The sequence below is a fragment of the Amycolatopsis silviterrae genome (assembly GCF_042684085.1).
Classification (GTDB): domain Bacteria; phylum Actinomycetota; class Actinomycetes; order Mycobacteriales; family Pseudonocardiaceae; genus Amycolatopsis; species Amycolatopsis silviterrae.
Genome location: NZ_JBHUKS010000030.1, coordinates 181,671 through 206,449, shown reverse-complemented (window position 1 = coordinate 206,449; position 24,779 = coordinate 181,671). Strand labels below are relative to the sequence as shown.

The following is a 24,779-nucleotide window of genomic DNA, read 5'->3' as shown; positions in this document are numbered from 1 at the left end:
CGGCGAGCGGCGGGGGCGGCCTGGGTCAGGGGCGCTGGCGCACTCCGGCCAGCACGGCGCTCACGCTCGGCAGCCAGCGGTGCCTCGGGTCGGGGGCGGTCTCCCATTCCGGGCCCATGCCGGGTGCCTGCTGTCCGATGGGCAGGGGCAGGAGCGCGCCGCTGTCCAGGACGGTTACGTCGGGCGGGAGGGTGCCGCGCAGGAGGAGTTCGCCGTCGGTTTCGGCGAGGATTGCCAGGCGTGGGCCGTGTTGGGTGGGGAGGATCAGGGAGGGGCCTTCGCAGCCTAGCGCGGCCAGGTGGGTGCGCACGGGAGCCGAGGTGAGTTTCGGCAGCGTGACGGCGCACAGGCCGTTTTCCAAGGCCAGGAACAGGCGCGCGCCCTGCCTCCGGGTCGACCAGCCGAACACCCCGCCGTAGTAAGCGTCCGCCGGGTCTTGGGCGGTGTGGTGGTCGGGCCGCAGTTGCTGGTCGAGTGTCATCGTCGACGCCTTCCGCTCGCAGGGGTGCGTGACCATGCTAACGGCACTCAGTGCCACTAGCAACCCGGCTGCTACCGTTCGGGGATGACGGAGACGCCGCGCACCCGGGTCGGGGCCACGCCCGCCGGGCGGCGGCAGTTGCGGCGCGCGCTCGCTACGGCGGCGGTGGATCTCTTCGCGGCCAACGGGTACGAGGCGACGACCATCGACGACATCGCCGCGGCGGCGGGGGTCGGGCGGCGCACGTTTTTCCGGTACTTCGACAGCAAGGACGACGTCCTCTTCGCCAATCACGACGAGATCGTCGCCGAGATGGAGCAGGTCTTCGAGGCCGCCGACCCGGCGCGCGACCCGGTCGAGGTGGCCACGGCGGCGGTGTCGCTGGTGCTCCAGTCCTACGCGGCGGAGCTGGACGTCTCGCTCAAGCGGTTTTCCCTCACCCGCACGGTGCCCTCGTTGCGGGACAAGGAAGTCGCGACGGTCGACCGGTACCAGCGCGTCCTCGCCCGCTACCTGCAGGACCGGTTCGCGGCGGCCGGCGACGAGGCGGCGACTCTCCGGGCGGCGGTGGCCGCGGCGGCGATCGCGGCGGCCAACAACCACGTGCTGCGGCGCTGGCTGCGCAGCGGCGGCCAGGACGACATCGCGGCCGCGGCGACGGAGGCGTTCACCCTGGTCGCGGACGCGTTCCGGACGCCGGACGGGAAACCGCCGGGCCGGCGGGGGACGGGCACGGTGGTCGCGGTGCTCAGCACGGAGACGCCGTTGCACGAGGTGGTGAACCGGATCGGAGCCGCGCTCCGGCAGGACGGGGCCGGGTGACCGCCCTTGCCGGTCGGCAAGGGAAGTGCACTGAGTGCCATTGAGGTCAGTCCAAGAAGAACGTGCGCAGGGTCTTGGCGACGCGGGGCGGGTCGCCGTCGTCTGGGCCGGAGTGGCCTAGGCCGGAGAAGGTGATCCGGCGTGCGTGCGGGATTGTGGTGGAGAGTTCGTCTAGTGCGGTCCGGAGGTAGGCGGGGCTTGTGGTGCCGCCTAGCGGGAGGACCCGCGGCTTGAGGTTCGCGTAATCCGGTGCGGTGTCGGCCAGTTCTTCGACCAGTTGCACGTCGAAGCGCAGGGTCGGGACGAGGGCGGGGATCGGTACGTCAGCGTTGCGTTGCAGGCGTGCGCCGATTGTCATGAGCGGCACTAGGGCGAGCCGCGGGATTCGGGCGAATGCTGGCTCGATCCGCAATCCCTTCAAGGCAGTGGCGAGTGCGGAGGAGATCTTGCTGCTGGCGATTTCCCGTTCGAAGCGCGGCACCCAGTCCAACGGCACCGAGCCGTTGACCGACAGCGGCGGCTCGTAGAGCGCGATCGCGTTGATGCCGGGGGTGGAAAGTGCGCTTCGCAGCGTGACCAGCGCGCCTGAGCTGAGGCCGAAAACCCGCGACGCTCCGGTTTCTTCGACCAGCGCGCGCAGGTCTTCCGTCTCCCGCGCGATTCCGTAGTCGGCACCGTGTGGTCCGCTGAGTCCGCGCCCGCGCCGGTCGGGTACGCAGACGGTGAACTCGGTCGACAGGGCGGCGGCGAGTTTCATCAGGTGCTGCGCCGCCTGCATGCCCCCGTGCATCAGCAGCACCGCCGGGCCGTTGCCCAGCATGCGGTATCCGAGAGTGGTCCCGTCGGCGGACCTGGTCGACGCGGTGCGGTACTCGGTCATCGGGGTTCCCGGTTACCCGGGCACAGTGTTCGCATAAAGACCACGGTAGCTAACCGCGTACGGTGTTCGCAATAATGTGTTCCATGGTTGACGACGCAACGCCGGAGGTCCGCCCGCCGATTTGGCTGCGGCCGGAACGCGGGTCCCGGGGGCCGCGTCCGGCGCACAGCCGGGCGGACCTCGCGGCGGCGGCCGTCCGCGTCGCCGACGCCGAAGGGCTTGAAGCCGTGTCCCTGCGCCGGGTCGCCGGCGAGATGGGCACCGGCACGACCACGTTGTACCGCTACATCGCCACCAAGGACGAACTGTTCGACTTGATGATCGACGCCGCCTTCGGGGAACGCGAGCCACCCGCGCCGAGCGGGGACTGGCAGGCGGATCTGCGGGCGGTCGCCGGCGAATACCGTGCCTTGGTGGTGCGGCACCCGTGGCTGGCCGCGTTGCCGGCGACTCGTCCGGCGTTGGGGCCGAACAGCTTGGCGTGGCTGGACGCGGCTTACGCGACGGTCGACGTACTGGGCTTGGCCGCCGACGAGGTGCTGGCCCAGGTCGGCACTCTGCTGACCTTCGTCCGCGGCCACGTCCTCGACGAGCTGGCCGAGAAAGAGACAGCTCGACGGTCCGGAGTGGACATGCCGACTTGGCTGGCGGCGCAAGCACAATACGGGGAGCGGATCATCGGCAGCGGCGACTATCCGCATTTGAGCCGGATCATGGTCGAAGCGGAAACGCCGCATGCCGATGATCGCTACGAACGAGCCTTCCGGCGCGGACTAGACCACATTTTGGCCGGGCTCGCGCACGGCGGCCGATGATCAGGCCTGGTCCACGGCCGGCTTGAGGACTTCCTCGCACCACTGCCGGAAAGTGGTCGGGGTTTCGACGGCGTGCTGCGGCGTGCGGACGACGTCCTCGTCCAGGTGGTTCAGCTTCGCGGTCATCATGTCCATCATGGACTGTGCCATCGCCTCGGAATGGCCGTGCGCGAGGACCTGCGCGCCCAGAGTCGAGACCGGGACTTGCTGGTATTTAACTGAAGTTCCCAGTACGTCGCTGAGGATGGCGGCCTCCTCGTTCGGCGTCAGGTCTTCCGGGCCGAGCACCGGGACGTCTTCCCGGCCGGTCCACAAAGGATCGACCAGCAGCCGGGCGGCGACCGCGGCGATGTCGCGCGTGCAGGCGGTCGGCGCGGCGTAGTCCGGCGGCAGGATGTCGTAGAACGCGCCTTGTTCTTTCAGTACCGCGGTCTGGCGCAGCAGATTGTCCATAAAGGTCGGATTCGCCAGCGCGCGGAAGGCGACGCCGGTGTCGGCGATCAGGTCGTCCATGGCCAGCGTCGCGGTGACGTGCCCGGCCCGCTCGGCGGAGGCGGTGCCGCGGCCGAGTGCGCTGACTGACACGACCCGCCGGACGCCGTGGGTGCGGATTGCTTCGACGGCGGGGCGGGCGAAACCCGAGTAGGCCTCGTCGACGCTCGCGGCCCGCGGGTCGGGCGGGACGAGCCAGAACACGGTGTCCGCGCCGTCGAAGGCGCGGGCGAGCACGGTGGGGTCGCTGTGCGAGCCGGGGACTACTTCGCATCGTTCGCGCAGGTCGGCGGGGATTTTCGCGGGGTCGCGGACGATCGCGCGGACGGGGCGCGAGCCGTCGGCGATGTCGGCGAGGACGCGGCTGCCGATGTTCCCGGTGGGGGCGGTGACGACGATCATGCGGGCACTCCAGGAGACTGTCGAAGAGGTGGAGGAGGAAGTAAACTCCACCGTACCGTTTACTTTTGGCGGAGGCAAGGCCGATGGCGCGTGAAGGCGGTTCGCAGCTGCGGGGTGCGGAGCTGCGCAAGCACATCCTGCTGGCGGCGAAGAACGTGTTCCTCGAGACCGGGTTCGAGCGCGCGTCGATGGATGCGGTCGCGGCCGGGGCGGGGACGTCGAAGCGGTCGCTGTACGCGCATTTCGAGAGCAAGGACAAGCTCTTCCTCGCGGTGCTCGACCTTGTGCGTGAGCTGTACCTGGGCAAGCTCATGACCCCGGACGCGTACGCGGCCGACCCGGTCGAGGCGGTCGCGCTCTTCTGCGGCCGGTTTCAGCAACTGCTGACCTGGGAGCCACAGGCGCGGACGTGCCGGCTCTGCATCTCGGCCGCGGAAAGATTGCCGGACAGCGCGAAGGCGTACTACGAGGCGATGTTCGAGGTGATGTATACGCGGCTTGCCGACTATCTCGCCGCACAGTACAAAATGGACCGTCCGGTGGCGACGGCGCTTGCCGAGGATCTGGTGGGGCGGACTGTGCTGCCGCGGGTGTTCCGGGTGCTGCTGAAGGCGGAACCGGCGATCGAGGATCTGCCGGGGGCCGAGGCCGCGGTGGAAAACGTGGATCTGGAACCGATTCGGCGGGTCGTTTCGGCGGAGCTGGGGCAACGGGCGTGAAGATCACCGAGGTCGACGTGTGGGTCGTGAATCTGCCGCTGACGAATCCGTTCACCAGTTCGTTCGAGACCAAGACCGGCGAAACCCGCACCGTGGTGCGGCTGCGCACGGACACCGGCGCCGAGGGCTGGGGCGAGACGATGTGGGGCCGCCCGGTCGCGGAGCTGACCCGGAAACTGGGCGCGGAAATGATCGGGACCAGCCCGTTCGCGCTCGAAGCGTTCCATCGCCGCCACCACATGGTGCCGTTTTTCCACGGCTATCTGGGTTATGCCGCGCTGGCCGGGCTGGACGTGGCGTGCTGGGACTTGATCGGCCGGGTCACCGGGCAGTCGGTCACTGATCTGCTCGGCGGGGCGGTGCGGAATGAGGTGCCGATTACCGCGTTGATCACGCGTGCTGACGCGCCTGGTGCGGAAGGCGCGGAACTCGCGCAGGGGTTGGCCGAACACGCGGCGAGAGTGGTTGCCGAGGGCGGCTTTTCGGCGGTGAAGCTGAAAGGCACCCGGGATGTGCGCGGCGATGTCCGGATTCTCCGCGAGCTGCGGAGCGCGCTGCCGGACGTCGAGTTGCGGGTCGATCCCAATGCCGCGTGGTCGGTGCCGGATTCGATTCGCGCCGGAATCGCGTTGGAGGAGCTGGATCTCGAGTATCTCGAAGACCCGTGCGCGGGCATCGAGGGAATGAGCCAGGTGCGCGCGAAGGTGCGGATTCCGTTATGCACCAACATGTGTGTGGTCCGGTTCGAGGAGTTCGCCCCGGCGGTGCGGCTCGGCGCGGTGGACGTGATCCACGGTGACGTCTACAAATGGGGCGGTATCGCGGCGACGAAGGCGCTTGCCGCGCATTGCGAGACGTTCGGGCTCGGGATGAATCTGCACAGCGGCGGCGAACTCGGCATCGCCACTGCCGCGCATCTCGCGGTGGTGGCGAGCACGCCGGTGCTTTCGCGCGCGATCGACAGCATGTATTACCTGCACGCGGACGACATTGTGGCACCGCTGCAGCTTTCCGGCGGTCGGCTGCGGGTGCCCACCGGGCCGGGGCTCGGGGTGGACGTGGACGAGGAGAAGCTGGCGTTCTACGCGGCGAAAAACGAGCGGGAAGGCGATCTCACCGGATGACGGCGCCGCGGTCCGAAAAGGACCGCGGCACCGTCATCGGTTCAGCGCAAGGCGTTCACCGTGATGGTGAGCGTGTCCGGGTCGCCTGCCTGCACCGCGCCGCTGAAATCGGGGCCGGGGGAGACGTCGTCGTACGGGAACGCGTAGCCCCGGTTGTCCGGCAGTTTGCTGTGCACGATCCGCGCGTAGTGGTTGGTTTCCGCGTTCTGGTAGAACTTCGCGGGGTCCTCGCCGGTCGGCTGTTTCGGATTGTCGCGCAACGTGGTGCGGTTCAGCGCCGCCGCCAGCCGGGGAATGATCGCCTTGCGCGCGTCGCTGTCGCCTTGTTTGATGGCGAACGGCCCGCTGTCGCAACTCCACACGTCCGGCGTGGCGGGCTTGTCGAATCGTTCGCCGTTGTCGAAGGCGAGCACGCCGTCCGCGCCGACCTTGCCGGTGAACGCGCCGAGGCCGGGGACCTGGGTGTCGACGGTGAGCGTCTCGCTGGCGTATTTCTTCCATACCTCGTCGATGTAGCCGTCGAGGTATCCGCCGAACTGGTCGGCGCGGTAGTGCGCGGACAGCGCGCGCAAGGGTTTCCCGTCGCCGCCGGTTTCGATCAGGCTGCCCCACTTGCCGCCCTGTGCGTTGAGCGCGTCGCAGATCGGGTCGAGCGAGCGGGCGGGCAGGCCGGGTACGGTCTGGTCGCCGGAGCCTGTCGTGGTGAGGTGCAGGCCGATCGGGATCGCGACGAAATCGACGTAGCTGATGTTGGCGAACAGCACGTCGTTGTTGAAGGTGAATTCGCAGAACGACCAGTTCTTGCCGTAATTCGGGTCGTCGGCGTTGAGGAAGCTGGGGTGCGCGAGCGCCGGTCCCTGGTTGACGAAGAAATCGAGCTTGCTGTCGAGCGCGACATAGATCCGGGCCGCGTACATTTTAGGGACGGTGACCTGGGAAAGCGACTTCAGCGGGATCGCGCAGTCCTCGCCGAGCGGGGTGTGGTCGCTGCCCGGGGATGGCGGATAATAAGGCGTGCCATCGGCTTTCAGGACGATGAGCCGGTTGTCCAGCGTAGTTCCGGTGATGTACGCGTACGCCTGGCCCGCACCGGATCGGTCGACGAAAGCGACCTTCGCGGTGTCCGGGGTGGTCGCGGAGGCGAACGCGGAGTTCCAGAGTGGAAATGTCGCGGCCGCCGCGGATGCGCCGAGGAAAGCCCGCCGGGAAATCAAGGAAAACCGCCTCCTGGAGTCGTGCCCTTTCCGGTGACCGGCACGCTAGTCACGGCCCGGAGACGGGGTCAACGAATGCACGGGAAACTGGCTGGTTTTGTCATTCCCGGAAACGGCCGGAAAAAGTCCTGGAAGCGCACTGAGGCACGGGCCGCCGCCACGGCCCGTGCCTCAGTGTCTGATGTGGACTGTGCGGGTCAGCCGACCTGCAGGTCGACGCAGGCGTAGAAGGCGTTCGAGGTGTCCGCGATGTTCCAGACGGCGAGCACCGTCTGCCTTCCGGTGTGCCCCTTGAGGTCCACGTTGTGGGTGACCGTCGCCGGCGGCTGCTGGCCATTGCCGTTCACCGTGGCGATCTTCTCGTTGCCGATCCAGTACTCGTAAGTCGAAGTGCGGTGCCGGGCGGTGAACGTCCAGGTGAACTGCACCGACGAGCCGGTCGGCGTGACCTTCCAGCCCTTGTTGTTGTCGTTGAGTTCGGCGAACTGCGCGTTGCCGCCGTTGCAGCTGTGCAGCCCCTTCGGCCCTTCGACGCTCTGCGGCTCGTACTTGATCTGGCCGCAGGACACGACGCCCTTCGCGCACTGGGCCTGCCGGCTCGCCGGTGCGTTCACGTACCCGTGCGCGCTGGCGATGCCCGCGGGGCTGATCAGCACGAGCACCGGGGCGATCGCCGTGCCGACGGCCGCGGCGACGAGTTTCCGGTTCGCTTTCATGGGCTGCTCCTTCGGGGAATGCTCGTTTCCTTTCGCGGATACGACAAAGCGACGCACCGGCTTTCCGGGAGCCGGCCCGCGGAAGGTGCGGAGCGAAGGGGTGGGCTTCTTGGTCTAGACCATACGCCCGGAGCGCGCGGAAGGTCAACAGCTGGCAAAGAAAGGGGGACAGAGGGTTATCCGTCAACGTTGTCAGGCAAGGGGTTTGTCTCTTGTGGCGCTTGCCGGAGCGGTGCCCGCCGCTGCGCCGGACGGGTGGCGAGTGCGCGGATTGCGGCCACGCAGCGTGATTCCGTCCGATCTGGACTGTCTACTGTGGATAGTGCGAAGATGCGCGGGCGCAAGGAAAGCGGCGCGGCGGGGCGGTCTGGTGCAGCGATTCTGCCCGGCTTCCGAAATCCCCGACTTCCGGCGGGTTGAACGGATTCGACCGGAAATGGTGCACTGGAAGGTTGGGGTGTTCGCGGAGACTGAACCGGTTCCGTATTCGCGACGGCGGCATTTCGGCAGCCCCTATCGGGTCCGGGCGACAGGGGCTGCCGGGGAAAGGAAGGTCAGCGCCGGGCTTCGATCTCCATCTCGCCCCGGGTCGTCCTCCGGAGGTGGTCGCTGGCGAGCGCCTCGTGCGGCAGGCCGAGCTGGAACGCGCTCGCCTTGGCGAGCCGGGCCAGCTGCGCCTCGGTGAACTCGACCGACAGCGCACCGAGGTTGTCTTCCAGCTGCTCCGGCGTGCGCGCGCCGATGATCGGCGCGGTCACGGCGGGGTTCCGCAGCGTCCAGGCCAGCCCGGCCTGGGCGGGCGTGCAGCCGATCTCCTTGGCGACCTCCGTCAAGACCTCCGCGATGCCGATGCCGCGTTCGGTGACCGCGCCGATGGCGAGGTTGAAGCTCTTGCGTGTGCTCTCGCCGGGAGCGGGCTCGGCCGGGACCAGGTCGGCGCGGGTGTACTTGCCGGTCAGGACGCCGCCGGCCAGCGGCGAGAAGGGGACCACGCCCAGGCCAAGCTCGCGGGCCATCGGGAGCAGGTCGCGTTCCCCGGTGCGCTCGACGAGGTTGTACTCGACCTGCAGCGCGACCAGCGGCGACCATCCGCGCAGGTCGGCGATCGCCTGCATCCGCGAGATCTGCCAGGCGGGGGCGGTGGAGATCGCGACGTAGTGGATCTTGCCCTGGCGGACGAGGTCGTCCATGCCGCGCAGGATCTCCTCGACCGGCGTCGTGAAGTCCCAGACGTGCAGGTAGAGCAGGTCGAGGTAGTCGGTGCCGAGCCGGCGCAGGCTGGCCTCCACCGACGCGAACAGGTTCTTGCGGTGCGGGCCGCCGGAGTTCGGGTCGCCGGGGCGGCGCAGGGTCGTGTACTTCGTCGCCAGGACAAGGCTTTCGCGGTTGCCGCGGGTGAACTTGCCGAGCATGCGCTCGGCGGTGCCGTCGGTGTAGGTGGGGGCGGTGTCGACGAAGTTGCCGCCGCGTTCGACGTAGCGGTCGAACAGCCGGCGCGCGCCCTCCTCGGCCACGCCCCAGCCCCATTCGGTGCCGAAGGTCGCGGTGCCGAGCGCCAGCGGCGAGACGCGCAGCCCGGAACGGCCCAGCAGCCGGTAGGTGTCGAGGGTGAGCGGCATGGGGTCCTCCTGTGCTCGTGATCCAGTGCCGCTGACCAGCCTGTTCCCGTCGCGCGCCGGTAATAAGGGAAGGAATTGCCTGGGAAAGCGAGTCCTACCCTTGGGGTAGAGTCGGCGGTGATGACCAGAGCGGTGGACCGGACCGAGGAGCTGGCCGCGTTCCTGCGGACCAGCCGCGAGCGCTTGGACCCGGACGAGTTCGGGCTTCCCGCTCGTCGCCGGGCCCGGCGGACGCCCGGGTTGCGCCGCGAAGAGGTCGCCGAGCTGGCCGGGGTCAGCATCGACTACATCGTGCGGCTGGAGCAGGCGCGCGGGCTGCGTCCGTCGGCGGACGTAGTGGAGGCGCTGGCCGGAGCGCTGCGCTTGAGCCCGGGCGAGCGGACGTATCTGTACGGATTGGCTCAGCAGCAGCCTCGCGAGGCGGACAAACCCGCTGCCGTCGCGGCGGAACCGCTGGCCGAGCTGATCGCCGAGCTTGCGCCGCTCCCGGCGATGCTGCTGAACCACCGCTACGACATTCTCGCGTGGAACCGCGAAATGACGCGACTGCTGGTGGATTTCGAGGCCCTGCCGCCCGCGCAGCGCAACGCGATGTGGCTGTGCCTGCGTCATCCGGAACTGCAGAAGTTCTACGCGGACCGGGAAACCGTTGTCCGGCAAGGGATCGCGCATCTGCGTGCGGCGTGGGCGACGCATCCTGACGATGCGGCGCTGAGTGATCTCATCGAGGAATTCCTTGATGCGGATCAGGATTTCGCGCGCTGGTGGGCGGAACGGGACGTCGCGGTGAACGGCCGGGGCCGGAAAGTGCTGCGGCATCCGGTGGCCGGCGAGCTGGCAGTGCGGTTCGAAGTGCTTGCCCCGATCGAGAATCCGGACCAGCGGGTGCTGATCTACCGCGCGGCGGACGACGCGAGCCGGGCGGCGCTGGACCGGTTATTCGCCCAGTGAGGACTGCCTCGACGGAGTGAGCGGCGGGTTTCCCCGCTGCCGCGCCCGGTAAGCCGCGGCTTTCATTTTGTTTCCGCAGGTCGCCATCGCGCACCATTCGCGCCGCGACCCGCGTGAATGGTCCAGGTAAACCTGTGTGCATTCCGGCCGTCCGCATTCCTTCAGCAGATCGGCGTCCGGACCGCCCAGGATCGTCACCGCGACCCGCGCCACCGTCGACAACGCCTGCGCCGCCGTCGCGTGCACGTGCCGTCCGGTCGGGCTCAGCTGCGGGACCGCGTCGGGCTGCGCGGCCGCCTCGTTGACCAGCGTCAGCGCCTCCGGGTCGTACTCCTGGCCGACGAGCCGGGCCGCGACCAGCGCGTAGATCGCCTCCCGGACCGCGATCGCCCCGGCCAGGTCGGCGGCGGTGCTCCCCGGATCGGCGCCGGTGACGCCCGACTCCCGGAACCAGGCGTCCAGGCTGCGCGGCGAACCCAGCATCTCGGCCGGCTCGTCGTTGCGGCGGGCGCGCAGCGTGCCGACGAAGTCCAGCGCCGGGTTGCCGCAGGGGAAGGCGTGCTCCATGCGCACCAGTCTGGCAGGTGATGAATCACGACACAAGGAACCATAACCGCCCAAGGGGGTTATGAGTTCGCGGTCACACAAATACATAACCATCTTGACCGGTGACGAATGACCGTGCGAAGGTTTGCTGGTCGCCGAGACCGGCGGCTTCGGAAAACCCCTGGAAAGGAAAGTCATGTCTGAAACCACCTACACCGCCGTCGTCACCACCACCGGCGAGGGCCGCAACGGCGGACGCGCGGTTTCGTCCGACGGCGCGCTCGACCTGAAGTTCGCCGTTCCGAAGGAGCTGGGCGGCAACGGCGGCGCGACCAACCCGGAACAGCTGCTCGCGGCCGGCTGGTCGTCCTGTTTCATGGGTGCGGTCCGGATCGCCGCGGCGCAGCGGAAAGTGAAGCTGGCGGACCTGGCGGTGGTCGCGGACGTGACGCTTCATCACGACGAGGCGAACTTCTGGCTCAGCGCCGCGCTGCACCTGGAGCTGACCGGGATCGATCAGGAAACCGCCGACACGCTGGCCGCGGCCGCGCACCAGACCTGCCCGTATTCGAAGGCGCTGGGCGGCAGCATCGAGGTGACGGTGGACGCGACGGTCGCCTGACCGGGAGTGTCCGGCAGGCGGGTCAGGCCCGGGCGGACGGAGCCTGCCGGGCCAGCTCGCGCGCGACTTCGACGGCGATCTCGACGGTGCGCGCCGCGAGCGGGGACTGGCCGCGCCGTCCGGGCGGCCAGTGCAGGCAGATCGCGCGCGCCGGGGCCGGATCGAGTTCGCGGACCTGCAGATCCGGCCATCCCTCCGGGCCGTGGATCGCGCCGCAGTCGCGGCAGACGACCTGGTGGATCGCCATCCACGGCAGCACCGCGAGGCCCATCCCGGCGCGCACCATCGACAGGATCGTTTCGTTCCCGGCGGAGCGGAACACGATGCGCGGCCGGGCGCCCGCGTCCGCGAGCGACTTTTCCAGCCGGGGCTGATCGCAGGTGGACGGCCAGGCCACCATCGCCTTGCCGTCCAGTTCCCGTGCGGGCACCGGGCTGGGCGGGAAGTCTCCCGGGGGAGCCACCACTAGGTACGGGTCCTCCATCAGCAGGACGTGTTCCGTTTCGTCGGCGATCAGGCCGTCGTAGAACAGCAGGTCCAGATCGCCGAGCCGGGCGTCGTCCGGTTCCGCTTCGGAGAGCCGGATTTCGCAGCGGGGGTGCTCTTCCCGGAGGCGGCGCAGCACGGTCGGCAGGATCGCGTGCGAAACGCTCTGCAGGGTGCCGACGTCGATGCGGCCGTCGCCGGCTTTGAACCGGTCGACCGCCTGGCCCAGCGCTTCGGCTTTCGCCAGCACCTCCCGGCCGTGCTCGAGCACCACCGCGCCGAGGGGCGTGATCCGCACCGGCCGAGGCCCGCCCGGCCGGTCGAAGACCGAGCCGCCGAGCGCCCGCTCCAGCGCCGCGATGTGCTGGCTCACGCTCGACTGCGTGTAGCCGAGCCGGGTCGCCGCGCGGGAGAACGTTCCCTCCTCGGCGATCGCGATCATCGTCGTCAGCTGCCGCAGGTCGAGGTCGGCCATGAGCTATGTATAGCAGATCACGATGGATATAATCGTAAACAATCGCTTTTCTTAATCTCCCGGCGCTCTTAGCGTCGAAGCCATGACAGTCGCAACGACACCCCTCAGCGAGAGAACCCGGCTGCCGGCCCTCGCGTGGGCCCTTGGCGCGTGCCATCTCGTCGCCCGGGCCGGTTCGTTCGTGCAGCCGATGCTGGTGCTGTACCTGACGCAGGAACAGCGGATGACCCCGACGGCGGCGGGCGCGGTCGTCGCCGCGGTGGGCATCGGAGACTTCGGATCGCAATTGCTGGGCGGCTGGCTCGGGGACCGGATCGGGCGGCGGAAGACGATGCTGCTGGGGTTCCTCGGCACGTCGATCGCCTTGGCTGCCTTGGGAACGGCTGCCACGGCACCGGTCATCTGGGCCGCCGCGCTCGGCTACGGTCTCGCCGCCGGGCTCTTCCGGCCGGCGGGATCGGCGGCGGTGGCGGACCTTCCGGCAGAGCAGCGAACGCGGGCGTACAGCCTGCTTTACTGGGCCGCGAACCTCGGATACGCCGTCGCCGCAACGGTTGCCGGGGTGCTGGCGAGCCGTGGTTACGGTCTGCTGTTCTGGCTGAACGCGGTCGCGATGCTGGCTGCGGCGCTGATCGTGGTGACCGCGGTGCCGGAGACCCGTTCGCCATCGAGCCGTTCCCGGCGCGCTTTGCTGCCAGCCTTGCTCGCTGATCGCCTGATGATCACCATGACGGTGATTCATGTCGGCTGCTTTACGTTGCTGATGCAGGCGTTCGCTACCTTGCCGCTGTTGATGACCGCGCAGCAGCTCGATGCCGCCACGTACGGTGCGGTGCTCGCGCTCAACGGATTCGCCATCGTCATCCTGCAACCACTGGCCGTCGCGGTGCTGGCTCATCGCGACCGGGGGACGGTGCTGGCCGGTTCGATGTTGTTGGCGGGCTTGGGCGGCGGGCTGGCGGCCGTGAGTCAGAGCACGGCTGGGTTCGCCGTCGCGATCCTCGTGCTCAGTCTTGGGCAGATCGGGCTTGCGGTCCAGTTCGGGGCTACGTTCGCCGCGCTCGCGCCGGCTGATCTGCGCAGCAGGTATATGGGGGTCGCTTCCAGCGCGTGGAGTCTTGGCGCCGTTCTTGGCCCGATTACCGGGACGGCGTTGTTGGAGCAAGCCGGCCGGGTATGGCTCGGTGCCGTCGCTGTCGCCGCCGGGCTCCTGCTTTTTGCCGCACAGCAAGCCGTCGCAGGGTCCCTGCGCGGACGCCAGAGTTAGTCACCTGAGAGGAAAAACTGATGACGACCATGACTGACAGCGAATGGCGAGCCTTTCTCACCGAGGGAACCCGGCTCGCGCACCTCGCCCTCACCCGCGCCGACGGACGCCCGCACGTCACCCCGATCTGTTTCGTCCTCGACGGTGACGAACTCGCGTTCGCTCTGTCGCCGGGGAGTGTCAAAGGCAAGAGCCTGGCGCGGGACGGGCGGGTGGCGGTTTGCGTGAGTGATGAGCGGCAGCCGTATGGGTTTGTGACTGTTGAGGGGGAGGCGCGGATTTCTGCTGAGGCCGAGGAGATCAAGCGCGTCGGAATGGGGATTGCTGAGCGGTACTATCCCGATCAGTCCGCTGTGGACGTTGCGGAATCGTTTGTCCAGGGCGGGTTTACCGCGGTCCGGATCAGTGTCTCGAAGGTTATTGCCTGGTCCGGTCTCGGCTGACCTTTGTGTCTCATCGCAACCGTGCCCCGGCCCGCTCGAGTGCAGCCAGCACTTCGGAGCGGGCCGCGGCGATTTCGCCGGTCGTCAACGTGGCGGACTGCGGGCGGAGGGTGACCCGCAAGGTGAGCGACCGGTGCTCGGGAGGAATCGGTGCGCCCCGGTAGTCGTCGACATAAGTCACCCGCCGCACCAGAGGATGGGCCTGTGCCGCGGTGTCGGCGACCTGTGCCCACCGGACGGTGTCGGCTGCGACGACGGACAGGTCGAAGTCCGATTCCGGCAGGTCGCTGACCGGGTCGTAGCGGTTTTCCCGGGACGGGTGCGTGCGCAGTGCGTCTAAGTCCAGTTCGACGCACGCGACCGCGCCCCGGTCGATCCCTGCTGCCCGGAGGATCGACGGCCGGACCAGGGCCAGTGCGCCGACGGGGCGGCTGCCGTCGTGGATCGCCAGCCGGGCCGACTCGTCCGCCCAGGTCAGGTCGGGTGTGCCGGACAGGTCCAGTGCGGTGAGGTGGCAGTGGCGGCGGAGCAGTTCGGCCAGTCCTTTGGCTCGGCGGAACAGGGCGATTCCGTCCGGCCCGGCCAGCAGGATTCCGGCGGAGGTGCGTTCGGTCGCGGTGAAGACGGTGCCGACTTCGAAGAGGCTGAACTCGTCGTAGTAGCGCAGGTTCGCGGCTGCGGCTTCGAGCAGGTTCGGGACCAGCGACGGGCGCAGCCGGGCGCGATCGGGGGCTGGCGGATGGGCGATTGTGAGGGTGGCGTCGAGTCCGCAGGCGGCGAGCAGGTGGTCGGCGGACCACGGGTAGGTCAGCACTTCGGTGGCACCGCCGCGCGCGGCCAGTGTCTCGCGGACCTGGCGGCTCAGCGGGAGCCGGTTCGGTCGCGGGGCCAGTTCGACGACGGGGCGTCGCGCGGGGAGCGCGTCGAAGCCGTGGATCCTTGCCAGCTCCTCGGCGATGTCCACCGGCAGCGCGAGATCGCCGGTGGACCGCCACGACGGAGCGACGACGCGCAGCAGGTCGCCGGTGATCTCGGCGGTGCAGCCGAGGGCGCGGAGGGTGCGGAGGATTTCGGCTTCGGGCAAGCGGAGGCCGATCCGGCGTTCGATCTCCGCCAGGCTGGTTTCGATCTCGGCGCGGTGGGTGGCGGAGAGGACGAGGTCTTCCTCGCCGATGGCCACGGCTGACGGATCGGCCTCGGTCAGGAGGTGGAGGAACAGATCGGCGGCTTGGTCGGCACGCTGGGTGTCGAGGCCTTTCTCTTGCCGGACTGAGGCTTCGGTCCGGGCGCTGCGGCGGGCTCGGCTGGGGATCAGCGTCGGTATTTCGAGCACGAGCGATTCGCCGGCGGTGCGGAGGTCGCTTGGCTGCCCGACTGCGTACATCACGTAGGCGCTCAGGTCCCGGCTCGGTGCGCCGATCCGGCGGAGGCGGTCCCGGACGAATGCGGGAACCGGGACCGTACTGTCCACTGTGCACTGGATGGCCAGAATGCGTTGGTGCCAGTCAGGATCTGCTGAGCGGATGAGGCCGGTCGCGCGAGGCGGTCGAGGTGCGCGGGGGAGCGGAGTCAGCGGGAGTCCATAGAGGACGGAGAACTCCCGCGCGATTCCGTAGTGGCCCCAGAGGTCGGGGCGGTTGGTGAGGGACTTGTTGTCGATCTCGAAGACGACGTCGCCGTCGACGGTGTCGTAACCCTCGACTTCGACGGTCTTCAAGGTCAGGTCGTGTGCCAGCCGGTCAGGGGAATAGCCGGGCAGGGGGACGTAATCGGTCAGCCATTCCAGGGAGATCTTCACCGCAGCGGGCCTTTCAGGCGAATTGGGAGAGGAAGCGCAGGTCGGCGCTGTGCATGAGCCGGACGTCGCCGATGCCGTACCGCATCATCGCCAGCCGGTCCAGGCCGACGTTCAGATAGCATCCGGACCACCGCGCCGGGTCGAGCCCGGCCGCGCGCAGCACGTGCGGATGAGGGCTGCCGCCGGGCATCAGTTCGAGCCAGCCGGTCCGTCCGCAGGTGCGGCAGCCGCGTCCGGCGCACACTCGGCAGGCCATGTCGATCTCGAAACCTGGCTCCACGAAAGGGAAATACCCGGCCCGCATGCGCGTTCGCACCGGTTCGCCGAACACCGTGCCGAGGATCGTGTCGACGAGGAACCGCGCGGTCGCGAGCGGGACGGCCTCGTCCACCACCAGCACCTCGTACTGGAAGAACGCCCGTTCGTGCCGGGCGTCGGTGCTTTCGTTGCGGTAGACCCGGCCGGGGTAGGCGATCCGGACCGGCGGCTCGTGCGTGCTCAGATGCCGGACGCTCGTGCCGGTCAGATGCGGGCGCAGGCAACGGCCGTCGGCCAGCCAGTAGGTGTCCATGCTTTCGCGCGCGGGGTGGTCGGCGGGGAAGTTGAGCCGGTCGAATTCCATTTCCGCGGAACTGATTTCCGGACCCTCGACGATCTCGAAGTTGAGTGCGCGGAAGGCGTCGTCGAGGTCGTATCTGAGCTGCGTGACCGGATGCAGTCCGGCGGTGGGCGGCGCGAGGCCTGGGATGGTCGGGTCGAGCGGATGGTCCAGTGCTGGCTCGGCGGTGTGCTTCTCGTCGAGGAGTGCGGTAATGCGTTGGTGCGCCTCGGAAAGCGCGATGCCGAGCTGCTTTCGGGAAGACGGGTCGCAGCGGCCGAGTTCGCGGCGTATCGCGGCGAGCGGGCTGGATTTGCCGAGTGCGGAACGTCGTACCGCGGCGATTGCGGCCGGACTGTTCGCCTGGGCTAGCTCGGCGAGTGCGGCCTCGGTCAGCGCGGCGATCCGGCGCAGCGTCGAGGCAGGGTCAAGGGGGTCCACGGGTTCCTCGCTTCGGATCGTGAAGTACGGGACTTCACCCCCGGGCAGCGAGGGGAAACGCAGTGGTCAGCGGGCGGAACCCGGCGCGCACGCGCAGCCCCCGGGCACTCCCCGGGGGCGAAGAAATCGCTGCGTACGCATGCCGCCATCATGGCACGCCCGCCACGCCAAGCACAAACCCCTTAACCGGCGGCCTTGCGGAAGGGCCGTGAGGGGAACCTTCACGGACTCTGAGTCCGTGAAGGTTCCCCTCACGACCAGTGGGTCAGTGGCCGACGGCGGCCCGGACGGACTCCTTCAGCGAGCCGAGCGTCGCGATCACCGCGGTCGGTTCGTAGCCGCAGTGCGCCATGCAGTTGGCGCAGCGCGGGTCCTTGCCGCGGCCGAAGTTCTCCCATTCGGTGGTTTCGATGAGTTCCCGGTACGTCTTCGCGTAGCCGTCGTCCAGCAGGTAGCACGGGCGCTGCCAGCCGAGCAGCGAATACGACGGGATGCCCCACGGCGTGCATTCCAGGTCGCGTTTGCCCTCGAGGAAATCGAGGAACACCGGGGAATGGTTGAGCCGCCAGCGTTTCCGGTTGCCGCCGCCGAAGGCCTTGGCGAACAGTTCCCGGGTCTGCTGCACGCCGAGCCAGTGGTCCTGGTCCGGCGCCTTTTCGTACGCATACCCCGGCGAGATCTGCATGTTGTCGACGCCGAGGTCGTTGAGGTAGTCGAGCACGTCGATGACGTCCTGCGGGGTGTCCCCGGTGAAGAACGTCGTGTTCGTCATCACCCGGAAGCCCTTTTCCTTGGCGAGCTTGATCGCGTCGACCGCCGCCTGGAAACCGCCCTCCTTGCGGACTGACGCGTCGTGCCGTTCTTCGAGACCGTCGATGTGCACCATCCACGCGAAATTGCGGTGCGGCTTGAATTTGTGGATGTGCTTGGGCAGCAGCAGCGCGTTGGTGCAGAGGAAAATGATCTTGTTGCGGTCGAGCAGCTGCCGGGTGATCTCGTCGATCTGCGGGTGCATCAGCGGCTCGCCGCCCGCGATCGACACCATCGGCGCGCCGCTTTCCTCGATCGCCCCGACCGCCTGCTCCACCGGCATCCGCTGTTTCAGCAAGGTGTGCGGCTGCGCGATCTTCCCGCAGCCGCCGCATTTGAGGTTGCACGCGAACAGCGGTTCCAGCTCGACCAAGAGCGGGAATTTCTCCTTGCGCAGCAGCTTCTGCTTCATCAGGTAACCGCCCAGCCGAAGAGACTGGCGCAACGGCATGGCCATCGCTCAGAGCACCTCCCGAGGTAGGGTGAACGTCATTTCTTCCTCCGTCAGCGTGTTTTCCGCGACGCTGACCGGTCCCAGTCCGCGCAGTGCCGCGACCGTTTCGGACACCAGATGCGGCGGAGCCGACGCGCCGGCGGTGAGCCCGATCCGCCCGGCTCCGGCGAGCCGGCGCAGGTCGACGTCGGCGCATCCGTCCACCAGCACCGCAGGAGTGCCCTCGCGTTCGGACACTTCCACGAGCCGGCGCGAGTTGGACGAGTTCCCGGACCCCACCACCAGCACGAGATCCACCTCGCGGGCGATCGCGCGCAGCGCCCGCTGCCGGTTGGTGGTGGCGTAACAGATGTCGTCCTTGCGCGGCGCGGAAAGCCCGGGGAAACGTTCGCGCAGCACGGACGCGATTTCCTCGGCCTCGTCGAGCGCCAGCGTGGTCTGCATGGTGTACGCGGTCCGCGACGGATCGTGCACGGTGACCGCCCGGGCGGCCGCGACGTCGCCGACGATCACGACGTTGTCCGGCGCTTCTCCGACGGTGCCTTCGACTTCTTCGTGCTCGGCGTGTCCAATGAGGAATACCGTCTCGCCGCGATTGGTGTAACGACGGACTTCGTTGTGCACCTTGGTGACCAGCGGGCACGTCGCGTCCACTACGGACAGTCCGCGCTCGGCCGCCGCGTGCCGGACCGCCGGGGAGACGCCGTGCGCGGCGAACACCAGCGTCGCGCCTTCCGGAACTTCCTCCACCTCGTCCACGAACACCGCACCGAGGCCCTGCAACCGGTGCACGACATGGGTGTTGTGCACGATCTGCCGTCGCACGTACACCGGCGCACCGTGCTTCTCCAACGCCCGCTCGACAATCTCGATCGCCCGTTCCACCCCGGCGCAGAACGAACGCGGGCTGGCCAGCAGCACCGTGCGCGGCCGCACCGCTTCGGCCCACGCGGTGATCGCGGGGGCGGCCCGGCGCAGGCTCCGCAGCCCGGCGAGTCCATTTGAGACCGTCGACGGACGAAGTAGCGGTTCGCCGACAGTGTCCACAATGGCCCGAACGACCGCGAACGGTTCGTCCCGGTCAGCGAGCCACGCGGACTCCATGTCGACCGCCAAAGCACCGCTGGAGGCCAGCGCGGCCCGTTCCCGCTCCCGCACCACGTGCGAACTGCCGACCACCGGTCCGAGATGGACAGTCAACCCCAGCCGCCGCAACGCACCAGCCAGCAACGGTGCGGACGGAACCGGCACCACGCCGGAAGGACCGCGTACCTCGGTCGCGACAACGACATCCCCCGGCCGTACGGAGGGAGTGAGTCCGCCGCCGAGCCCCGCCACGATCCGCGGACCGGACGGGAGCCGGGCCGCAGCGGCAGCGGCCCGGCGAGGCCCGAGTCCAGTGTGGACCGTCCGCGGACCGCGCACCGCGGCCTGCTCGATCCACAGCGGAGTGCAGACGATCGGCGTCATGAGCTGCCTCGTACATACCGGCCGAGCGCGGACAACGGGAACACCACGCGGTACAGGTGATACGACAGGTAAAAGTCGCCGGGGAATCCGGTGCCGGTGTGCTTGTCCTCGTCCCAGCCGCCGTCTGGACGCTGCCGTTCGCACAGCCACTCGACGCCCCGGGTGACCACTTCGGACTCCCGTTCCCCGGCGGCGAGCAGCGCCAGCAGCGCCCACGCGGTCTGCGACGGCGTCGAATCGCCGCGCCCGGCCCACGCCGGATCGTCGTACGACCGGAGGTCCTCGCCCCACCCGCCGTCGTCGTTCTGGTGCTCCGCCAGCCATTTCACCGCACGCCGGATCCGCGGCGAAGTCCCGGGAATTCCGACGGCCACCAGGGCGGGCACCACCGCACCCGTCCCGTACACGTAATTCGCGCCCCAGCGGCCGAACCAGGAGCCGTCGTCCTCCTGGTTGTCCAGCAGCCACTTCACTCCGCGACGGCATTCGCGCGTGTCGGATTTCCCTTCCGCCGCCAGCATTTCGACCACGTGCGCGGTCACGTCCGCCGACGGCGGGTCGATCACCGCGCCGAAATCGCAGAACGGCAGGCGGTTGATCAGCTCTTGGGTGTTGTCCGCGTCGAACGCGCCCCAGCCGCCGTCGCTGGACTGCATGCCCTCCAGCCACGCGACGCTCCGGTCGACCGCCTCGCGGATCCGCAGGTGGTCCGGTTTTCCCATCCGCCGCAGCGCGAGCACCACCTCGGCGGTGTCGTCGGTGTCCGGGTAGCCGTCGTTGGCGAACTCGAACGCGAACCCGCCCGGCGCCAGCGAAGGCCGTCGCACCGCCCAGTCGCCGGGCACCCGGATCTCCTCGCCCAGCATCCAGTCGGCGGCCCGCACCAGGGTTTCGTCGCCGGGGGAGACGCCCGCGTCGAGCAGCGCGGTCATCGCCAGCGCGGTGTCCCACACCGGCGACTGGCAGGCTTCGAGCCGCCGCACCCAGCCCTGGTCGGTCTTCTCGCGGATGGTGAAACCGTCCAGCCCGGCGATCCCGGCCTTGAGCGCGGGATGGTCGAGCGGGTAGCCGAGCAGGTGCAGCGCGAGGATCGAGTACACCCACGGCGGCTGGATCCCGCCCCACGAACCGTCGGCCTCCTGCCGGGCCAGGATCCACTCCGCGGCCTGCTTCATCGCGAGCTTGCGCACCGGGTTGAGCGGCAGCTTCGCGTACGCGTGCAGTGCGGTGTCGAGATTCTGGAACACGCCGTCCCACGTCCACGGCGTCCGCGTTTTCCGCGGCTGCTTGCCGGTGCGCAGCTCGGCGACGTCGAACGGCAGCTTCCGGACCGGGCGCAGGGTGCCGACGACGGTCAGCGGCACCACGGTCTGCCGGGCCCAGCAGGCGAAATCGTAGACGTTGAGCGGGAACCACGACGGCAGGAAGATCAGCTCCGGCGGCAGGCTCGGCAGGTCGTCCCACGACCACTGGCCGACCATCGCGAGCCAGATCCGTGTGAACACCCGCGTCGCCTCGATCCCGCCGTGCTCGCGGATGAACTCCGCGGCGGCGGCCAGCCACGGCGAGTCCGCCGGATCGCCGGCCAGCCGGAGCGCGACCCACGCCTCGACGGTGGTGGACAGATCGGCCGGGCCGTCCGGGAAGTTCGCCCAGGTGCCGTCCGCACGCTGCTGCGAACGGATCCAGCGGGCGGACTCCTCGGCGATCTGCGGCGTGAGAATGCCGAGGAAATGGCGGAGCAGCAGGTCCTCGGCGTCCATCGTGACGTTGGTGGCGAGTTCGCCCTTCCACCAGCCGGCGCCGTCCTGTTCGCGGCGCAGGAACTCGACGGCCGAGGCGACCGTGTCGGCGGCGGTGCGGGCGGCGGGCGCGGACGCCCGGGGGACGGTCTGGGTCATCACGCTTCCCTTCCGGCGATGAAACGGGCGATCGACACGAGATCGGCGCGCGGGCCGGGCGGGATCGCGGCCAGCGCCTTTTCGGCCGTGGCGACGTGCCGCGCCGCTTCGGCGGTGGCCCACGCGCGGCCGCCCGCGTCGTCCACCAGCGCGGCGATCCGCGCGAGGTCGGCGTCGTCGTCCCCGGCGAGCCATTCGGCCAGCCGCCTGCCCGCCGCGCCGCCGCGGGTGGTCGCGTAGGTGATCGGCAGCGACTTCTTCCGCGCCCGCAGGTCGGAGTACACCGATTTCCCGGTGACCGCCGGATCGCCCCAGATGCCGAGCACGTCGTCGACGAGCTGGAACGCCAGGCCGATCTCCTCGCCGAACAGGGCCAGCGCGTCGACCACCTCGGCGGGCGCGCCGGCGAGCAGCGCCCCGATCGCGGCGCTGCCGGACAGCAGCGCCCCGGTCTTCCCGGCGGCCATCGTCACGCATTCGGCGAGCGTGACGTCGTCGCGCTGTTCGAACGCGACGTCGAGGAACTGGCCGTGGATGAGCCGTCTCGTGGTCTCGGTGAGCAACCGCCCGGCCGCCACCGCGTGCGGGGAACCGCTGTCCAGCACCACTTCCTGCGCGAGCGCGAGCATCGCGTCCCCGGTCAGGATCGCACTCGCGGAACCCCACAGCGCCCACACCGTCGGGCGGTGCCTGCGCTCGGTGTCGCCGTCCATCAGATCGTCGTGGACGAGCGAGAAGTTGTGCACCAGCTCCACCGCGACCGCGCCGGGCACGCCGACCTCCACCGGCGCGCCCGCGGCCTGCGCGGACACGACGGCCAGCGCGGAACGCACGGCCTTGCCGCCGTTGCCTTGCACCGGCACGCCGTTCGGATCGGTCCAGCCGAGGTGATAAGCGCTGATCGCGCGGCTGTCGTCGTCCAGCCGGTCGACGGCGGCGCGCAACGCTGGCTGCACGACGTCGCGGGCTCTGCCGAGCACCGGCGGCGCCGCCGGCCGGACGGACGTTGTCTTCTCGGCGGAAAATACCTCGGTCGTCATGCTCCGACTCCCTCCCTCTTGCCGTTGTGCTGAAGGAGGGCGGCGGCCGCGGCCGCACCGCTGCGCGCGGCGCCCTCCATCGTCGCGGGCCATCCGGTGGCGGTCCACGCGCCCGCCAGGTACAGCCCGGGCAGCGCGGTGCGCGCGGGCGGGCGCAGCGACGCGGTGCCGGGGCCGGGCCGGAACGTCGCATGCCGCTCGCGGGTGACGAAAAAGTCGAGCACCTTCGCGCCGCGCGCCTCGGGCAGCAGCGCGAGCAGTTCGGGCAGCAGCCGTTCGCGCAGTTTCGCGGTGGGCAGGTCGATCTGCGCGTCGGCGGCGGACAGCGACATCGCGAGGTACTGCCCGGAGTCCAAACCGGACTGCCGCGTTCGGTCGAACACCCACTGCACCGGCGTGCGCACGCCCGCGACGAACGGCTCGGCGAGCACCTTCCGGTCGAGCACCACGTGGACGTTCACGATCGGCGAGCTGCCGAGCCCGCCGGACCAGCCCGGCGGCATCCGGATCGCCCCGGCGGGCGCGAGCTGTTCGGTCACCGGCGGCGGAGTGGCGAGGACGACCTGACTGAAAGTTTCCTCGCCCCGGTCGGTGATTACCCGCCAGCCTTCGCTGATCTCGCGCACCTTCGTGCCGACCCGGACGTCTGCCCCGGCCTCGATCAGCCGTTCGCGCGCCGGGTCGCCGTGCAGTTCCCGCAACGGCACCAGCGACCATCCGATGTCCGCGGCGGCCGGATCGGTGAGCAGGCCCTCCTGGAACACCGTCGCGGCGAGACTGAGCGACGCGTCGTCGGCGGTCGCGTTCAGCGTGGCCACGCCGACCAGATCCCACAGCGCCTCGATCGCCGCCGCGCTCTGCCCGTGCCGGCGCAGCCATTCCCCGAAGGACTGCCGATCGGTGCGGTCCGCCTTCGGGTCCACCCGGCGCAACGCGAGCGCGGCCATCGCGAACCGGGCCCGGTCGAGCGGGCGCAGCGGGTCGTACCGCAGCAGCGAGCCGGCCAGGTGCAGCGGCGCGGGCAGATCGCCGCGCCGCAGCCAGGTCGGCTCGGGTGCGCCGGGCAGCCGGATCGGGATCTCCAGCCGCGGCTGCAGCGTGACCCGGTCCGCGACGCCGAGCCGGTCCAGCAGCGCGCGATAAGCGGTGCAGCAGCGGAGGAACACGTGCTGTCCATTGTCGACGCGCAGCTCGCCGCGAGTGAACGAATGCGTGAGCCCGCCCAGGTACGGCCGCGCCTCGAACAGCGTCACCGGCCGCCCGGCGTCCGCGCAGGCGAGCGCGGCGGCGATGCCCGCGAGCCCGCCGCCGACCACCGCGACCGGGGCGGTCATCGGCCGATCCCGGTCAGCGCCCGGAACGCCACCACCGCCTTTTCCCGGCCGGACAACGAAAGCCGCCGGTCGAACACGCGCGCGGGCTGCTCGTCGATCCGGTCCAGCAGCGTGCGGTAGATGCCTGACATCGCGGTGCAGCACGCGGCGCTGCGACCGTCCAAAGAGGGCACGAGGCGAAGGCCGCGGGAGTACCAGTCACGCGCCCGCGCGGCGCTGTCGTGGATCAGCGCGGTGAGTCCGCCTTCGGGGTCGGCCAGCTTCCCGTCCGGGCCGACGGACAGCTCGACGCCGAAGCGGTCGAGGTCCTCCTTGGGCAGGTACACCCGGCCGTTGAGCAGGTCCTCGCGGATGTCGCGGAGGATATTGGTCTGCTGCAAGGCGATTCCCAGCTCGTCGGCGTACACCGGCGCGTTCGGCTCCGGCCTGCTGCCGAACACGCCGAGGCACAGCCGCCCGACCGAACCCGCCACGCAGCGGCAGTACTCGACCAGTTCTTCGAACCGCACGTACTCGCGGCCGGTCACGTCCATCTCGACGCCGTCGAGCAGTTCCTCGAACGCGCCGAGCGGGATCGGGTACCGGCGCGCGGCGTCGGCGACCGCGACGTACACCGGATCCGTCGTCGCGGACAGGTCGCCGAGCGATTTCCGCACCCCGGCGAGCCCCTGCAGCTTCGCCTCGGCGGACGCTTCGGTGTCGTCGCCGATGTCGTCGATGATCCTGGCCAGCGCGTACACCGCGCACAGCGCCGAGCGTTTGTCCGGCGGCAGCAACCGGATTCCGTAGTAGAAGTTGCGCGCCTGTTCCTTGGTGACCCCCGCGCAGTGCGCGTAGGCCTCGTCCACTGTGCCCATCG

At 69.5% G+C, this 24,779-nt stretch carries 24 protein-coding genes; 8 read left to right on the top strand and 16 right to left on the bottom strand.

Features of this window, described 5'->3' with window-relative positions; all coding sequences use genetic code 11:
* Positions 1-25: 25 nt before the first annotated feature.
* Positions 26-481, bottom strand: coding sequence for a hypothetical protein (locus ACFSVL_RS38155; protein ID WP_378311627.1), 456 nt, complete (start codon positions 479-481; stop codon positions 26-28).
* An 84-nt stretch (positions 482-565) separates the two neighbouring features.
* On the opposite strand from ACFSVL_RS38155, the gene ACFSVL_RS38150 reads away from it, so the two are divergent.
* Complete coding sequence (locus ACFSVL_RS38150; protein ID WP_378311625.1) at positions 566-1,303, top strand: TetR family transcriptional regulator; 738 nt, start codon at positions 566-568, stop codon at positions 1,301-1,303.
* A 46-nt stretch (positions 1,304-1,349) separates the two neighbouring features.
* On the opposite strand, the gene ACFSVL_RS38145 is transcribed toward ACFSVL_RS38150, so the two are convergent.
* Positions 1,350-2,183 (bottom strand): alpha/beta fold hydrolase, encoded by an 834-nt coding sequence (locus tag ACFSVL_RS38145; protein ID WP_378311623.1) that lies wholly within the window; start codon positions 2,181-2,183, stop codon positions 1,350-1,352.
* An 83-nt stretch (positions 2,184-2,266) separates the two neighbouring features.
* Here ACFSVL_RS38145 and ACFSVL_RS38140 point away from each other — a divergent pair, with 83 nt between their 5' ends.
* Positions 2,267-2,998, top strand: coding sequence for a TetR/AcrR family transcriptional regulator C-terminal domain-containing protein (locus tag ACFSVL_RS38140; protein ID WP_378311621.1), 732 nt, complete (start codon positions 2,267-2,269; stop codon positions 2,996-2,998).
* Here ACFSVL_RS38140 and ACFSVL_RS38135 read toward each other — a convergent pair whose 3' ends face one another.
* On the bottom strand, positions 2,999-3,892 hold the full coding sequence (locus tag ACFSVL_RS38135; RefSeq protein WP_378311619.1) for an NAD(P)H-binding protein: 894 nt from the start codon (positions 3,890-3,892) through the stop codon (positions 2,999-3,001). It abuts the gene before it with no gap.
* A gap of 83 nt (positions 3,893-3,975) precedes the next feature.
* On the opposite strand from ACFSVL_RS38135, the gene ACFSVL_RS38130 reads away from it, so the two are divergent.
* Both ACFSVL_RS38130 and ACFSVL_RS38125 read left to right on the top strand, forming a co-directional pair.
* Complete coding sequence (locus ACFSVL_RS38130) at positions 3,976-4,611, top strand: TetR/AcrR family transcriptional regulator (protein ID WP_378311617.1); 636 nt, start codon at positions 3,976-3,978, stop codon at positions 4,609-4,611.
* Positions 4,608-5,735: a mandelate racemase/muconate lactonizing enzyme family protein gene (locus tag ACFSVL_RS38125; RefSeq protein WP_378311613.1), complete on the top strand. Its 1,128-nt coding sequence runs from the start codon at positions 4,608-4,610 to the stop codon at positions 5,733-5,735. Before ACFSVL_RS38130 ends, ACFSVL_RS38125 begins: the two co-directional genes overlap by 4 nt.
* A gap of 41 nt (positions 5,736-5,776) precedes the next feature.
* Here the strand turns inward: ACFSVL_RS38125 and ACFSVL_RS38120 are convergent, their stop codons facing one another.
* The 3 genes from ACFSVL_RS38120 to ACFSVL_RS38110 all read right to left on the bottom strand — a co-directional run bounded on the left by ACFSVL_RS38120 (position 5,777) and on the right by ACFSVL_RS38110 (position 9,284).
* Positions 5,777-6,949 carry a glycoside hydrolase family 64 protein gene (locus ACFSVL_RS38120; RefSeq protein ID WP_378311612.1) on the bottom strand — a complete coding sequence of 391 codons (1,173 nt, stop codon included), beginning with the start codon at positions 6,947-6,949 and terminating at the stop codon, positions 5,777-5,779.
* Positions 6,950-7,146: 197 nt separating this feature from the next.
* Positions 7,147-7,665, bottom strand: coding sequence for a lytic polysaccharide monooxygenase auxiliary activity family 9 protein (locus tag ACFSVL_RS38115; protein WP_378311610.1), 519 nt, complete (start codon positions 7,663-7,665; stop codon positions 7,147-7,149).
* Positions 7,666-8,219: 554 nt separating this feature from the next.
* Complete coding sequence (locus ACFSVL_RS38110; protein WP_378311608.1) at positions 8,220-9,284, bottom strand: aldo/keto reductase; 1,065 nt, start codon at positions 9,282-9,284, stop codon at positions 8,220-8,222.
* Positions 9,285-9,401: 117 nt separating this feature from the next.
* Between ACFSVL_RS38110 and ACFSVL_RS38105 the strand changes: the two genes are divergently transcribed.
* Entirely contained in the window at positions 9,402-10,235 is an 834-nt protein-coding gene (locus tag ACFSVL_RS38105; RefSeq protein ID WP_378311607.1) for a helix-turn-helix transcriptional regulator, read from the top strand.
* Here the strand turns inward: ACFSVL_RS38105 and ACFSVL_RS38100 are convergent.
* Positions 10,221-10,802 carry a CGNR zinc finger domain-containing protein gene (locus ACFSVL_RS38100; RefSeq protein ID WP_378311605.1) on the bottom strand — a complete coding sequence of 194 codons (582 nt, stop codon included), beginning with the start codon at positions 10,800-10,802 and terminating at the stop codon, positions 10,221-10,223. The genes ACFSVL_RS38105 and ACFSVL_RS38100 overlap by 15 nt on opposite strands.
* A 175-nt stretch (positions 10,803-10,977) precedes the next feature.
* On the opposite strand from ACFSVL_RS38100, the gene ACFSVL_RS38095 reads away from it, so the two are divergent.
* Positions 10,978-11,403: an Ohr family peroxiredoxin gene (locus tag ACFSVL_RS38095; RefSeq protein WP_378311603.1), complete on the top strand. Its 426-nt coding sequence runs from the start codon at positions 10,978-10,980 to the stop codon at positions 11,401-11,403.
* A gap of 22 nt (positions 11,404-11,425) precedes the next feature.
* Here the strand turns inward: ACFSVL_RS38095 and ACFSVL_RS38090 are convergent, their stop codons facing one another.
* The gene (locus ACFSVL_RS38090) at positions 11,426-12,364 is read right to left on the bottom strand and encodes a LysR family transcriptional regulator (RefSeq protein WP_378311601.1); all 939 of its coding nucleotides are present in this window, start codon (positions 12,362-12,364) and stop codon (positions 11,426-11,428) included.
* 82 nt (positions 12,365-12,446) lie between these two features.
* On the opposite strand from ACFSVL_RS38090, the gene ACFSVL_RS38085 reads away from it, so the two are divergent.
* Both ACFSVL_RS38085 and ACFSVL_RS38080 read left to right on the top strand, forming a co-directional pair.
* Positions 12,447-13,631 carry an MFS transporter gene (locus ACFSVL_RS38085; protein WP_378311599.1) on the top strand — a complete coding sequence of 395 codons (1,185 nt, stop codon included), beginning with the start codon at positions 12,447-12,449 and terminating at the stop codon, positions 13,629-13,631.
* 20 nt (positions 13,632-13,651) lie between these two features.
* Positions 13,652-14,074 (top strand): PPOX class F420-dependent oxidoreductase, encoded by a 423-nt coding sequence (locus ACFSVL_RS38080; RefSeq protein WP_378311598.1) that lies wholly within the window; start codon positions 13,652-13,654, stop codon positions 14,072-14,074.
* A gap of 10 nt (positions 14,075-14,084) precedes the next feature.
* On the opposite strand, the gene ACFSVL_RS38075 is transcribed toward ACFSVL_RS38080, so the two are convergent.
* The 8 genes from ACFSVL_RS38075 to hpnD form a co-directional block, all read right to left on the bottom strand.
* Entirely contained in the window at positions 14,085-15,872 is a 1,788-nt protein-coding gene (locus tag ACFSVL_RS38075; protein WP_378311596.1) for a phenylalanine--tRNA ligase subunit beta-related protein, read from the bottom strand.
* Positions 15,873-15,885: 13 nt separating this feature from the next.
* Positions 15,886-16,911, bottom strand: a complete 1,026-nt coding sequence (locus ACFSVL_RS38070) for a phenylalanine--tRNA ligase subunit alpha (protein WP_378311594.1) — start codon at positions 16,909-16,911, stop codon at positions 15,886-15,888.
* A gap of 265 nt (positions 16,912-17,176) precedes the next feature.
* A complete protein-coding gene (hpnH, locus tag ACFSVL_RS38065; RefSeq protein ID WP_370938363.1) occupies positions 17,177-18,178 on the bottom strand; it encodes an adenosyl-hopene transferase HpnH in 1,002 nt (333 codons plus the stop codon).
* Positions 18,179-18,181: 3 nt separating this feature from the next.
* Positions 18,182-19,645 carry a 4-hydroxy-3-methylbut-2-enyl diphosphate reductase gene (gene ispH / locus ACFSVL_RS38060; protein ID WP_378311592.1) on the bottom strand — a complete coding sequence of 488 codons (1,464 nt, stop codon included), beginning with the start codon at positions 19,643-19,645 and terminating at the stop codon, positions 18,182-18,184.
* A complete protein-coding gene (gene shc, locus ACFSVL_RS38055; protein WP_378311590.1) occupies positions 19,642-21,546 on the bottom strand; it encodes a squalene--hopene cyclase in 1,905 nt (634 codons plus the stop codon). The genes ispH and shc overlap by 4 nt, the downstream gene beginning before the upstream one ends.
* A complete protein-coding gene (locus tag ACFSVL_RS38050; RefSeq protein ID WP_378311588.1) occupies positions 21,546-22,586 on the bottom strand; it encodes a polyprenyl synthetase family protein in 1,041 nt (346 codons plus the stop codon). Before ACFSVL_RS38050 ends, shc begins: the two co-directional genes overlap by 1 nt.
* Entirely contained in the window at positions 22,583-23,920 is a 1,338-nt protein-coding gene (gene hpnE, locus ACFSVL_RS38045) for a hydroxysqualene dehydroxylase HpnE (RefSeq protein WP_378311586.1), read from the bottom strand. Before hpnE ends, ACFSVL_RS38050 begins: the two co-directional genes overlap by 4 nt.
* On the bottom strand, positions 23,917-24,777 hold the full coding sequence (gene hpnD / locus ACFSVL_RS38040; protein ID WP_378311674.1) for a presqualene diphosphate synthase HpnD: 861 nt from the start codon (positions 24,775-24,777) through the stop codon (positions 23,917-23,919). The genes hpnE and hpnD overlap by 4 nt, the downstream gene beginning before the upstream one ends.
* Positions 24,778-24,779: the final 2 nt, after the last annotated feature.

Coding starts and splice junctions, on each gene's coding strand:
- ACFSVL_RS38155 (WP_378311627.1), bottom strand. CDS start 481: ATGACACTCGACCAGCAACTGCGGCCCGACCACCACACCGCCCAAGAC.
- ACFSVL_RS38080 (WP_378311598.1), top strand. CDS start 13,652: ATGACGACCATGACTGACAGCGAATGGCGAGCCTTTCTCACCGAGGGA.
- ACFSVL_RS38110 (WP_378311608.1), bottom strand. CDS start 9,284: ATGCCGCTCACCCTCGACACCTACCGGCTGCTGGGCCGTTCCGGGCTG.
- ACFSVL_RS38050 (WP_378311588.1), bottom strand. CDS start 22,586: ATGACGACCGAGGTATTTTCCGCCGAGAAGACAACGTCCGTCCGGCCG.
- ACFSVL_RS38090 (WP_378311601.1), bottom strand. CDS start 12,364: ATGGCCGACCTCGACCTGCGGCAGCTGACGACGATGATCGCGATCGCC.
- ACFSVL_RS38140 (WP_378311621.1), top strand. CDS start 2,267: ATGGTTGACGACGCAACGCCGGAGGTCCGCCCGCCGATTTGGCTGCGG.
- shc (WP_378311590.1), bottom strand. CDS start 21,546: ATGACCCAGACCGTCCCCCGGGCGTCCGCGCCCGCCGCCCGCACCGCC.
- ACFSVL_RS38150 (WP_378311625.1), top strand. CDS start 566: ATGACGGAGACGCCGCGCACCCGGGTCGGGGCCACGCCCGCCGGGCGG.
- ACFSVL_RS38085 (WP_378311599.1), top strand. CDS start 12,447: ATGACAGTCGCAACGACACCCCTCAGCGAGAGAACCCGGCTGCCGGCC.
- ACFSVL_RS38145 (WP_378311623.1), bottom strand. CDS start 2,183: ATGACCGAGTACCGCACCGCGTCGACCAGGTCCGCCGACGGGACCACT.
- ACFSVL_RS38135 (WP_378311619.1), bottom strand. CDS start 3,892: ATGATCGTCGTCACCGCCCCCACCGGGAACATCGGCAGCCGCGTCCTC.
- ACFSVL_RS38095 (WP_378311603.1), top strand. CDS start 10,978: ATGTCTGAAACCACCTACACCGCCGTCGTCACCACCACCGGCGAGGGC.
- ACFSVL_RS38115 (WP_378311610.1), bottom strand. CDS start 7,665: ATGAAAGCGAACCGGAAACTCGTCGCCGCGGCCGTCGGCACGGCGATC.
- ispH (WP_378311592.1), bottom strand. CDS start 19,645: ATGACGCCGATCGTCTGCACTCCGCTGTGGATCGAGCAGGCCGCGGTG.
- hpnH (WP_370938363.1), bottom strand. CDS start 18,178: ATGGCCATGCCGTTGCGCCAGTCTCTTCGGCTGGGCGGTTACCTGATG.
- ACFSVL_RS38130 (WP_378311617.1), top strand. CDS start 3,976: ATGGCGCGTGAAGGCGGTTCGCAGCTGCGGGGTGCGGAGCTGCGCAAG.
- hpnD (WP_378311674.1), bottom strand. CDS start 24,777: ATGGGCACAGTGGACGAGGCCTACGCGCACTGCGCGGGGGTCACCAAG.
- ACFSVL_RS38100 (WP_378311605.1), bottom strand. CDS start 10,802: ATGGAGCACGCCTTCCCCTGCGGCAACCCGGCGCTGGACTTCGTCGGC.
- hpnE (WP_378311586.1), bottom strand. CDS start 23,920: ATGACCGCCCCGGTCGCGGTGGTCGGCGGCGGGCTCGCGGGCATCGCC.